The 11,896-nt window shown below is 74.4% G+C and carries 7 protein-coding genes; 5 read left to right on the top strand and 2 right to left on the bottom strand.

What is annotated here, in order from left to right; genetic code table 11:
- Positions 1–40: 40 nt before the first annotated feature.
- The gene (gene fxsT, locus AB0L25_RS36540) at positions 41–2,575 is read right to left on the bottom strand and encodes an FxSxx-COOH system tetratricopeptide repeat protein (RefSeq protein ID WP_500177653.1); all 2,535 of its coding nucleotides are present in this window, start codon (positions 2,573–2,575) and stop codon (positions 41–43) included.
- A 591-nt stretch (positions 2,576–3,166) separates the two neighbouring features.
- On the opposite strand from fxsT, the gene AB0L25_RS36545 reads away from it, so the two are divergent.
- The 4 genes from AB0L25_RS36545 to AB0L25_RS36560 all read left to right on the top strand — a co-directional run bounded on the left by AB0L25_RS36545 (position 3,167) and on the right by AB0L25_RS36560 (position 8,130).
- Positions 3,167–4,771: a chloride channel protein gene (locus AB0L25_RS36545; protein ID WP_500177655.1), complete on the top strand. Its 1,605-nt coding sequence runs from the start codon at positions 3,167–3,169 to the stop codon at positions 4,769–4,771.
- A gap of 15 nt (positions 4,772–4,786) precedes the next feature.
- Positions 4,787–4,963, top strand: a complete 177-nt coding sequence (locus tag AB0L25_RS36550; RefSeq protein WP_500177662.1) for an FxSxx-COOH-like cyclophane-containing RiPP peptide — start codon at positions 4,787–4,789, stop codon at positions 4,961–4,963.
- 174 nt (positions 4,964–5,137) lie between these two features.
- The gene (locus AB0L25_RS36555) at positions 5,138–6,040 is read left to right on the top strand and encodes an SIR2 family NAD-dependent protein deacylase (protein ID WP_500177657.1); all 903 of its coding nucleotides are present in this window, start codon (positions 5,138–5,140) and stop codon (positions 6,038–6,040) included.
- Positions 6,037–8,130, top strand: a complete 2,094-nt coding sequence (locus AB0L25_RS36560; protein WP_500177658.1) for an nSTAND1 domain-containing NTPase — start codon at positions 6,037–6,039, stop codon at positions 8,128–8,130. Before AB0L25_RS36555 ends, AB0L25_RS36560 begins: the two co-directional genes overlap by 4 nt.
- 64 nt (positions 8,131–8,194) lie before the next feature.
- On the opposite strand, the gene AB0L25_RS36565 is transcribed toward AB0L25_RS36560, so the two are convergent.
- Positions 8,195–9,130: a hypothetical protein gene (locus AB0L25_RS36565; RefSeq protein ID WP_500177660.1), complete on the bottom strand. Its 936-nt coding sequence runs from the start codon at positions 9,128–9,130 to the stop codon at positions 8,195–8,197.
- 324 nt (positions 9,131–9,454) lie between these two features.
- Between AB0L25_RS36565 and AB0L25_RS36570 the strand changes: the two genes are divergently transcribed.
- Positions 9,455–11,857: a M4 family metallopeptidase gene (locus AB0L25_RS36570; protein ID WP_500177661.1), complete on the top strand. Its 2,403-nt coding sequence runs from the start codon at positions 9,455–9,457 to the stop codon at positions 11,855–11,857.
- Positions 11,858–11,896 lie beyond the last annotated feature (39 nt).

Below are 11,896 nucleotides of genomic sequence, written 5' to 3' on the forward strand. Positions count from 1 at the left end.
CTGACCCACCCCCGCACCGCCGGGCGGGGCGGACGGGTCGTCAGACGGGCGGGGGTTCGAAGTCGAAGTCGAGGCGGTCGCCGCGGGCGGCGGCCCGCGCGACCGGGTGGTCGGCGCCGAGGCGTTCGGCGAGCCGCCGCACCGGGTCGCCGTCCGGCACGGGCACGCCGGCGGCGCCGCCGTCCCCGGTCCGGCCGGCGGCGGCGACGTCGGCGGTCAGGTTCACCGCGCACTGGAGCGTCAGCGGATGGTCGGGGCCGAACGTGGCGAGGAACCCGGCGAGGGCCCGGCCGCCCAGCTCGGCGGCGCCCGCGAAGTCGCCGGCGGCGGCGCGGTCGCTCGCGAGGTTCGCCAGCGCGATGAGCGTGTAGTCGTTCTCGGCGCCGATGGCGTCCGACAACGTCCGCCACGCCCGCTCGTTCAGCTCGGCGGCCTCGGTGTGCCGGCCCAGCCGGCGCAGGACGACCGCGAGGTTGACCGCGCAGCCGTGCGTGAACGGGTGGTCGGCGCCGAGCGTCTCCGCGAAGCGCTTGCGCGTCTCCTCGCCCAGCGTGCGGGCCTCCTCCAGCTCGCCCGTCACCCGCAGGTCGTTGACGAGGTTGCAGCGGGCGGCGAGCGTGTCGAGGTGGGTGGGGCTGAACCGCCGCTCGTAGTGCTCGCTCACCTGCTCGGCCAGCTCGCGGGCCTCGGCGAACCGGCCGGACTTGCGCAGCGACACCGACAGGTTCTTGCGGGCGCGCAGCAGGTTCGGGTGCTCGGGGCCGAGCGCCTGCTCGTAGTCGGCGACGACCTCCCGCTGCCGCCGCACCGACCGCTCGTACTCGCCGAGCTCGCGCAGGTCGCGGTTGATCTGGTTGCGGGTGAACAGCACCCAGTGGTTCGTCGGGCGGCCGTACACGCGGAGCCTGCGCTCCAGCGTGTCCTGGTCGAGTTCGAGGGCGCGGTCGTAGCGGCCGGACAGCCGGTGGTCGATGGCGAGGTTGTTCTCCGCCATCAGCGTCCACGGGTCGTCGCCGCCGAACACGCGGCGGTGCAGTTCCAGCGACAGCTCGTCGTGCTCGGTCGCCTCCGCGAACCGGCCGAGGGACCGCAGGTCGCCCGCGTAGCTGTTCATCAGCCGGAGCGTCTCCTCGTGCTCGGGCCCGAACACCGCCGTCATCCGCGCGAGGTTCGTCTCGTCCAGTTCGTAGGCGGCCCGCAGCTCGCCGAGCAGCCGCAGATCCACGCCGAGGACCATGCGCATCGACAGGACGTGCTCGTCGGTGTCGGGCTCGGCGCCGGGAGCCGGGTGGCGCGTCCAGTGCCCGATGGCGCTCTCGGCGAACGCGCGGGAGCCCTCGTAGTCGCCGCGGACGTACAGGTACCGGGCGAAGCGCACGCAGAACCGGCGGACCTCCGGCTGCGCGCACTCGACGACCCTGGACTCCAGGACGTGCCCGAGCAGCCCCTCGTAGACGGACCAGTTGTCGGGGTCGTCGACGTCGATCGGCGCGCGGGCGCTGAGCAGGACGTGGACGTCGAGCCGGGCCGCGTCGCACGCCTCGCCGCCGAGTTCCGCGCGGGTGACGGCCTGGATGAGGCGGTGCACCTGGATGGTGTTGCGGACGGTGTCGACGCGGGCCAGCGAGTACCGGCCGAGGTGGCGCAGCGCGCGCTGGAGGCGCAGCGTGTCGGTGAGGATCGCGCCGAAGTCGCCGCCGAGGACGCGCCGGGCCTCGGTGAACGTCTCGAGCGGGATCGGCTCGGGGCCGAACAGGGCCAGCCGGTCGAGCAGCGCCATGGCGTCCGGGCTCTGCCGGCGCAGCCGCAGGACGGACGTCGCCCAGACGGTCGCGAGCGTCAGCGGGTAGCCGACGGGCGGGTTCTCGTTGAAGACGTCGAACAGCTCCCGCGCGCGTTCGCGGAGCTCGCGCAGCAGGGTCTCGGCGGAGATGCCGGTCTCCGCCTGGAACGCTGCGGCCTGCTCGAGGGCGAGCGGCAGATCGCCGAGCGCCTCGGCGATCTGGTCGGCGTCGCCGCCGCCCAGCCCGGCGACGCGCTGCGTGAGGAAGGCGGTGCTCTCCGCGCGGTCGAACACGTCGATGTCGAGGTTGCGGGCCCCGTGCCGCCACTGGGTGCTGCGCGAGGTGATGAGGACGTGCCCGCCGCCGGACGGCAGGAAGTCGGCGATCTCGTCCGGGCCGACGGCGTTGTCGTAGATCAGCAGCCAGCGCGGGTACGGGCGGCCGAGCCGCAGGCTGTCGAGCACGTTGCGGACCGCGACGGCGCTGTCGGCGCCGCCGACGCCGAGTTCCTCGGCGAGCGCGGCCAGCGACGCGCGGGCGACGAGCTCGCTCTCGGCGGGCACCCACCACACGACGTCGTAGTCGGAGGCGAACCGGTGGGCGTACTCGGTGGCGAGCTGGGTCTTGCCGATGCCGCCCAGCCCCTGGAGGGCCTGCAGGACGAACGTCCCGTCCGCGGAGCCGGACAGCTCCCGGTGCAGCCGATCGAGCGTGCTCTCGCGCCCCGTGAAGTGGGGGTTGCGCATGGGGACGGAACCCCAGATCTCAGGCTGCCCGCCTGTCGCAGACATGTGGCCTCCGGGGGAGACGGAAACGAAAGGGCGGTGAGCATTGCTTTTCTCATCCAGCCTATCTTCCGGCGTGTGAATTTTCTGTGCCCGATGACGCCGAAGTTCTGTCCGATGGGCGACATCGGGGGAACGAATCGGACGAGGGAACGTTCCATCGGCCGCCCCACGCCAATGATCTTCGTGCGCGACTATGATCGAATCGTGATCGGCGAGCGGCGGGGAGCATAACGGGCAATAATGGCATGTCCGTAATTGCCGAGCCCCCTACCGCGATCCTGTCATTTTCGTCATGGAACCGCGGCTCCGCAAGCCAGTGGCCGGTGTCCGCCAGAGATATGGCACCGGTCCGGACGGGACGGTTATTTTGGCTTCGACCACGTCGACGACGACAGCGCGAGCGACACGACTCGACATCGGCGGAAACATCGACGGAAACATCGGCGGAAACGGAGTCGGCCCCGCCGCGGGGAAGGTCCGGTCGGCGGACCGTACGGCCGGCCGCTCGCCCGCGGGTCACCGCTGCTCCCGTCCCGGGCCGCCGCACGACGGCGCGAACGTCCGCGCTCCGTCGTCCGTCCGTGCGGAGGAACGTTGACCGAACCCGCCAAGCCGGAGCCGGGGGCTCCCGCGGCGCCACCGCCGCCCGCCCGGACGTCCGACCCGCGCGGCCCGCGCGCCCGCCGCGCCCGTGCGGCGCTGCGCTGGCTCGTCCTCGCGGTGGTCACCGGGTGCGCGGCCGGGCTGGCCGCCGCGATCTTCGTCGCGCTGCTCCGGCTGCTGACGCACGGGCTGCTCGGCGGCCTCGCCGGGTTCGAGCCCGCCACCACCGTCACCGAGGGCGACGTCCACGGCTGGACCGGGTTCGACCGCCCCTGGGCGCTGCCGCTCATCACCTGCGGCGGCGCGCTGCTCGCCAGCCTCATCGTCGCCCGCACCGCGCCCGAGACCGCCGGGCACGGCACCGACGCCGCGATCGACGCCGCGCACACCGACCCGAACGGGATGCGCGGCCGGGTCCCCGCGATCAAGACGATCACCGCGGGGCTCACCCTCGGGTCCGGCGGCTCCGGCGGGACGGAGGGCCCCATCGCGCAGATCGGCGGCGCGCTCGGCTCGATCCTGTCGCGCCGCGCGGGCCTGACCGGCGCGCAGGCCCGCACGCTCGTCATGACCGGGCTCGGCGCGGGCGTCGGCGCGATCTTCCAGGCGCCGCTCGCCGGGGCGCTGCTGGCCGCCGAACTGCTGTTCCTGCGCGGGTTCGGGTGGCGGGCGCTGCCCCCGGCGCTGCCCGCGTCGTTCGTCGCGTTCGGCGTCTTCGGAATCTTCCTCGGATACGGGCCGATGTTCGGCGACGTGTCGCCCGCCGCCGGTTTCGCCTCCCGCGACGTCGTCGCGTTCGCGGTGCTCGGCGTCCTCTGCGGCGTGCTCGGCCGGTGCTACGCGTTCTCGCTGCACGGCGTCGGCGCCGTCACCAAGCGCTTCACCGAACCCGGCGACGGCGCCCGGCGCCGGGCGGTGCCGGCCTGGCTGCCGCCCGCCGCCGGCGGCCTCGCCGTCGGCCTCCTCGGGCTGGCCGTGCCCGCCGTGCTCGGTCCCGGCTACGGCGTCGTCCAGCGCGAACTGGACGGCGGCGCGCTGCTCGGCATGTCGTTCTGGCTGGTCCTGCTGCTGCCCCTGCTGAAGATCGCCGCGACGTCGCTGTCCATCGGCACCGGCGGCTCCGGCGGGGTGTTCGGCCCCGGGCTGGTGATCGGCGCCGCGGCGGGCGCCGCGGTGTGGCGCGTCGCCGAGTCCCTCGGGGCGTCCACCGGCGGGCCCGCCCCGTTCGTGGTCGTCGGCATGGCGGTCTGCCTGGGCGCGATCGTGCACGCGCCGTTCGGCTGCGCGGTCCTGGTGCTGGAGAGCACCCGCACCCCCGAGCTCGCGCTGCCCATCGTCCTCGCCATGTCGCTGGCGTACGTGGTCGTCGGCGACCGCACCCTGTACCGGAGCCAGCGGGAACGCGACGAACCCGGGGTGGAGGACGCGCTGGCCGCGCTGCGGGCACGCGTCCGCCGCGGCCGGGGCGCCGCGCCGGACCGGGCGCCGGGCGCGGGCGCCGCCCTCGCCGCGGCGCCGGAACCGGCCGGCCCGGCCGACCTCCCCCCTTCCGACGACGGGACGTGCCGGACGCCGCCGGAGCGAACGAGGAAGTGACGACGAGTGACGACGATGGACGACCACGAAGCAGGGGGCGTGCTGCACGGGCTGCCCGACCTCAGCCGGCTCCCCCTCGACCGGCTCGACGCGCGGCCCGGCTCGGTGCTGCACGACTGCCTGTGCCGGATCGCCGCCGAGTCCGCGTCGCCGGACGACGCGTCCGCCGGCTTCAACGCGGTCATCGACTAGGGCGCCCCGGAAGGCTCTGTCATGATGCGCAGAACGATCCGGCCGGACGTCCCCCGACCGGACACGCCCCGACCGGACACGCCCCGACCGGACGCACCCCACCCGGACGTCCCGCGGCCGGGCGGGCCCCCGCCGGGCTCGTCCCGCCCCCACGGCCGACCAGCGGAGACACGCTTGGAAGACAGAGACTGGGATCGGCTCATCCGGCAGCTCCAGGCCGGTCAGGTCGCCCCGTTCCTCGGCGCCGGCGCCTGCCACGGCACCCTCGAGATGGCCGGGACGCTCGCCGCCCGGTGGGCCGCCGAGTACGACTACCCCTTCGAGGACCGCTTCGACCTGGCGCGCGTCATGCGGTACGTCGCCGTCCTCGAGGACGACCTCACCTACGTCAAGGGCGAGTTCCTGCAGCGGCACTTCACCGGGATCACCGCCCCCAACGACCCCGACGACCCGCACGTCGCGCTGGCCCGCTTCCCGCTCCCCCTCTACCTGACCACGAACTACGACGACCTGCTGATGCGGTCGCTGCGCAGCGCCGGGCGCGCGCCGCGCCGCGTCCTGTGCCCGTGGTACGACGGGGCCCCCTACGACCCGGACGCCTTCGTCCCGCCGCCCGGCGGGTCCCCGGCCGACGAGCCGGTGGTCTACCACCTGCACGGGCACGACGGGCACCCCGAGTCGCTCGTCCTGACCGAGGACGACTACATCCAGTTCCTCGTGGCCCTCATCGAGGACCGCAACAAGGAGGAGGACACCTCCGCGCGGGTCAGCCTCGTCCCCCCGGCCGTCCAGGAGGCGCTGGCCCGGCGGCCGCTGCTGTTCGTCGGCTACAGCCTCCGCGACTGGACGTTCCAGGTGCTGCTGCAAGGGCTCGTCAAAGGCCTGCCCACCACGCACCGGCGCTCCCACATCAGCGTGCAGATGCTGCCCCTGCCCGACGGCGCCACCGACGACCAGCGGCGCAGCGCCGAGGAGTATCTCGACCGCTATTTCGCCGATCTCAAGGTGTCCGTATATTGGGGAAGCGCGAGAGACTTTTTCCGCGAGCTCAATCGGCGCGCTGGGGGTACACCGTGACTTCTCCCGGCGCCGTCGCCCACCTTCCCCCCGGGGAAGGGCCCTATCCGGGGCTCCGCGCCTTCGGCCAGTCCGACGGCCCGCTGTTCTTCGGCCGCGACCGCGAGATCCGCGATCTGCGCTCGCTGTGGCTCGCGAACCGGATGACGATCCTTTTCGGTCCGTCCGGCGTCGGGAAATCGTCGCTGCTGAACGCGGGGGTGCTGAGCGGACTCGGCGACGAGGTCGACCGGCTGCCCGTCGGGCGGGTGTTCCCCGCGCCGTTCGCCGAGCCGTCCGCCGGCGGGAACCCGTTCACGTTCACGCTGCTGTCGTCCTGGAACCCGAGCGCGAGCCCCGAGGCCCTGCGGGACCTCACGATCCGCGACTTCTTCCGCGACCGCGCGGGCCGCCTCGACCAGTTCGACGACCCGCTGCCGTTCCTCGTCGCGATCGACCAGTTCGAGGAGCTGTTCATGGCGCCGCCGCAGCTGTGGCGGCACCGCGACCACTTCGTCGACGACCTGTCCGCCGCGCTCGCCGACCAGCTCGAACTGCGGCTGCTGATCTCCATCCGGGAGGACGCGGTCGCGGCGCTGCTGCCGTTCGAGCGCCGGCTGTCGCCGCCGCCGCGCCGCCGCCTCGCCGTCCGCGCCCTCACCGTCGACGCGGCGCTCAAGGCCGTCACGGGGCCGCTGCGGCGGACGTCCCGGACGTTCGCGCCCGGCGCCGCCGAGTACCTCGTGAACGACCTGCGCGCCGCGCGGCGTCCCGGCGGCGGCCCGGACGGGTCCGACGGCCCTGACCGGTCCGGCGCGACGGACGGCCCCGACGGCCCCGCGGCCCTGGACGAGCTCGTCGAACCCGTGCAGCTCCAGATCGTCTGCTCGACGCTGTGGGCGGCGCTGCCCGAGTCCGTCCGGACGATCACCGCCGAGGACGTCCGCGCCCACGGCGACCCCGACCGGTCCCTCGCCCGCTTCTACACCCGGACGGTCGCGGAGGTCGCCGCCGAGCACGGCATGCCGGAGAACGGGCTGCGCTGGTGGATCGAGCGGAACCTCATCACCGACATGGGCACCCGGGGCATGGTGTGCGAGGGCGCCGGGGAGACCGCGGGCCTGCGCAACGAGGTCGTCCGGGCGCTGGCGTCCCGGCACCTGCTGCGCGCCGAGCACCGGCTGAACGCCCGCTGGTACGAGCTGCAGCACGACCGGCTGATCGCGGCGATCCGGCAGGCGGACCGGGCCGCGGACGAGCCCGCCGACGCGGCCGAACGGGAACCGGACGCGCGGCTGCGGCTGCGCGCCGCGCACCGGGCGCTCGTCGTCGGCGCGACCGGCGACGCCGCGAACTGGGCGCGGCAGACGATCGAGGCCGCGGCGCGCAGCGCCGACCGGCGCACCGAGGCGGAGGGCCGGTACCTGCTCGGGCAGGTCGCCGGGCTGCGCGGGGACGTCGACGAGGCGCGGACGCACTTCGGCGCGGCCATCGGGGTGTACGAGGCGCTGCGGGACGGCGCGGCGGTCGCCCGGGTGCTGACCGGCCTCGGCGACGTGCTGCTGGCGCGGGGACGGGTGGAGGACGCGTTCATCGAGTACGAGCAGGCGGTGCGGCGGCAGCCGTCCGACCTGGACTCGCTGGAGGGGTACGCCCGCGCCCTGTGGCATCTCGGCCGCCTCTCGGACGCCCGGACCGCCTACGAGCGGATCCTGCAGCACGACCCGGGCAACGTGTCGGCGCTCGCGGCGCGCGGCGAGCTGCTGGCGGAGCTGCGGCAGCCGCGCGAGGCGATGAGCGACCTGGAGCGGGTCATCGCGCTCGGGCCCGACCCGGCCCGCCTGGAGGACCTGCGCTCCGCGCGCGCGCTCGCGCTGGCGCAGCTCGGCCGCAACGACGAGGCGGCCGAGGAGCTGCGCGCCGCCATCGAGGCCAACCCGCGCAACGCGCGGACGTACCTGCGCGGCGGCGAGACCGAGCTCCTGCGCGGCCGCCCGGAGGAGGCCCTGGAGCTGCTGCGCGAGACCCGCCGGGTCAGCGACCCGGGCCTGCTCCCGTACCAGACCGGCGCCGCCGACGATCTGGAACGCCGCATCTCCTCCCGCAGCTGACCCACCCCGCCCCGTCCCGCATCGGCCCCTCCCGTACCAAGCCCTCCCGCACGGTCTCGGGCGGTCACGTGGCCGGGCCTCCGACCCCCGCCGCTCCGGCCGCTTCTCCCGGCCCCTCCGCTTCCCCTGAGCCGCCGCCCGGGGTGCCCCTGGAGGCGTCCCCCGCACCGCCGCCCGGGCCGTTCGCCTCGCTCGGGCCGCCGGCGGCGCCCCTCGCGTCGCCGCCGGGGACGCCGTCCTCGGGGGTCTCGGTGCGGGCCGCCTGCCACAGGGAACGGAACTGGTCGACCCAGAACGTGAACCAGCGTTCGGACTCGTCGCGGGCGATGCGGACGTGCATGCGGGACGCGGTCGACTCGCCGCCGAAGCCGTGCATCTCCGCGATGACGAGGCCGTCGGCGGACTCCGGGTCGATGATCAGCAGGCTGAACCCCGGGTTGTAGGCCAGCAGCCGGTACCGGAACGCGCCCGCGACGTGCCAGCCGCGCATGGCGCGCAGGCGGTCGAGGACGGCGCGCAGCGACGGCCCCATGTACTGGAGCGGGAAGAACCGCGAGTCGTCGAGCTGCCAGGTGGCCATCGCGACGGCCGCCTCCCGCTCCGGGTCGAGCACGACGATCCGGACCCGGCCGTCCCGGCGGGCGAGCACCCCGGTGCGGAGCGCCTCGCAGCGCTCGGGGGTGAGGAAGTTGACCCCGGACGGCGCGTACAGCCACACGGTGCGGGCGCGGCGCAGCCGCCCGGCGACGTCCAGCTCGGCGAGGGAGTTGCGGTCGCCGAGCATCGTGTCGGCGGCGCTCATGGACGGGCCGGGCAGCGTGCTGCGGTAGACGAGCGCCGCGAGCGCGGCGAGCGCCACCGCCCACCGCACGTCGTCGGAGACGACGTCGCCGATCACGGTCAGCACGGCCAGGACCAGGGCGAGCGCCGAGATCGCGTACGCGTCGAGCTGCCGCAGCCAGCGGACGTCCCGGGCCACCCTGCGCAGGGTCGCGCGCATCGGCACCGCCTTCGTCGTGGTTCGCGTCGCACATTCGGTCGGGATTCGGCCTTCACCGTTCTATCGCGCGGCGGGGACCGAACGCACCGGGTTTCCCGCCGCCTCTTCGCCGACGCCGATCGACCAGCGGCTTTCCAGACATTCATGGCCGCACTCAATACACATTGAAATCCAACGACATGTGGATTCATTGACACCTTTCATCTTTCGGAGTGCACTTCGGACAGCTCATCCGGATGAGACCCCCATCCCCCGCCGACGCGGGCGCCGCCCGTCCCACAAGGACCCGGCGGGCCCTCGACGGCCCCTGGAAGGAGCACCCCCGTGAGACACCAGACCGCGTTCGGGGCGGCGGCGCTCGCCGTCGGCCTCGCCGTGGCGATTTCCGCCCCCGCCACAGGTGCCACCCGCACCGCACCGGCGGCGCCGCAGCCCGACCCGCGCGCCCTCGCCGCCGCGTCCGCCGACCGCCTCGTCGCCGCGAAACCCGCGGAGTTCCGCACGTCACCGGACGAACGCGTCGTGCGGCGCGGCGTCACGTCCGGGCAGAACGGCCTGCAGCACGTCGCGTACGAGCGCGTCTACAAGGGCCTGCCCGTGCTGGGCGGCGACTTCGTCGTCACCACCAACCGGACCGGCGGGGTGCTCAGCACGTCCGTCGGGCAGGAGCGGCGCCTCGACGTCGCCACGAAGCCGGACGTCCCCGCCGAGCGGGCCGCGACGATCTCCCGGGCGCGCGTGGACGACCCCGCGCGGACGTCCGAACCGCGCCTGCTGGTGCTCGCCGACGGCTCGGGACGGCTCGTCTACGAGACCGTCGTCACCGGCACCGACGGCGGCGCGCCCACCCGGCTGCACGTGCTGGTGGACGCCCGCACCGGGAAGGTCGCGGGCTCGTGGGACGACGTCCGCGACGTCGCCGACGACCGCAGCCACTACCACGGCACCGTCGACATCAGCACCGCCGCGCAGCAGATGACGGACCCGCAGCGGCCCGGCATCCGGTGCGGCGGGCAGAACGGCGGCACCTACACCGGCACCGACAGCGCCTGGGGCAACGGGAGCGGCACCGACCTCGAGACCGCGTGCGTCGACGCCCTGTACGCCGTCCAGAAGGAATGGGACATGCTCGGCTCCTGGCTCGGGCGCGACGGCATCGACGGCTCGGGCGGCGGGTTCCCGATCCGGGTCGGCCTCAACCAGGCCAACGCCTACTGGAACGGCTCCTACACCAACTTCGGCCGCAACCAGGCGGGCACCCGGCAGGCCACCCCGTTCGACGTCGTCGCCCACGAGTTCGGCCACGCGATCTTCCAGGAGACGCCGGGCGGCTCCGGCGGCGGCGGGAACGAGAAGGGCGGGCTGAACGAGTCGGCGGGCGACATCTTCGGCGCGCTCACCGAGCACTACGCCGCCGAGTCCGCGACCCACGACCCGCCCGACTACCTCGTCGGCGAGGAGGTCGACCTCGTCGGGTCGGGCCCGATCCGGAACATGTACGACCCGCAGGCCAAGGGGCACCCGAACTGCTACTCGTCGTCCATCCCGAACACCGAGGTGCACGCGGCGGCGGGCCCGCAGAACCACTGGTTCTACCTGCTGGCCGAGGGCTCGAACCCGTCGGACGGGCCGAGCAGCCCGACGTGCGACGGTTCGTCCGTCACCGGGATCGGCATCGAGAAGGCCGGGCAGATCTTCATGGGCGGCCTCAACCGCAAGACCTTCTCCTGGACGCACGCCCGCGCGCGCGTCGAGACCGTCAACGCCGCCCTGCAGCTCTTCCCCGGCTCCCCCGCCGAGTGCAACGCGGTGAAGGCGGCGTGGAGCGCGGTGGACGTGCCGCAGCAGTCCGGTGAGGCGTCCTGCGGCACGCAGCAGAACGACTTCTCGCTGGCGATCAACCCCGGCACCGCCACCGGCGAGCCCGGCGGCACCGCCACCGCGACCGTGACCACCGCGACGACCGGCGGGAGCGCCCAGCGGGTCGCGCTGTCGGCGACGAGCGCCCCGTCCGGCCCGACCGCGACGTTCGCACCGGCCGCGGTGACGTCCGGGCAGTCGTCCACGATGACCGTGTCGATCCCCGCCGGCACCCCGGACGGGACGTACCGGATCACCGTCCTCGGGCAGGGCACGGCGATCGAGCGCACCGCGACGTTCACGCTCACGGTCGGCGAGGGCGGGCCCGGCGGCGCCGTGTTCGCCGACGACTTCGAGACCGACCGGGGCTGGACCGTCGACCCGGACGGCACCGACACCGCGACGTCCGGCACGTTCGAGCGCGGCGCCCCGCAGCCGACGACCTGGTCGGGCGTGAACCTCCAGCTCGGCGCGGCCGGCGGGTCGAACGACCTGGTCACCGGCGCCGCCGCCGGGACCGAAGCGGGCTCGGGCGACGTCGACGGCGGCGTCACGTCCGTCCGGTCGCCCGCGATCGCCCTCCCCTCCGGCACCCTCACGCTGACGTTCGACTGGTACTTCGCGCACCTGAACAACAGCGCGTCCACCGACCACCTGCGGGTCTCGGTCGTCGGCCCGAACGGCTCCACGACGGTGCTGAACCAGACCGGGGCGGCCGCGAACCGCACCGGGACCTGGCAGACGGCGACGCACGACCTCTCGGCGTACGCGGGCCAGACCGTCCGCATCGTCGTCCAGGCCGCCGACGCGTCCACCGCCAGCCTCGTCGAGGGCGCGATCGACAACGTCGAGATCACCCGTTCCTGACCCCCGCTCGCGGCCCGTGGCGGGACCCGTCCCGCCACG

Source organism: Spirillospora sp. NPDC052242 (assembly GCF_040679555.1).
Lineage (GTDB): Bacteria > Actinomycetota > Actinomycetes > Streptosporangiales > Streptosporangiaceae > Spirillospora.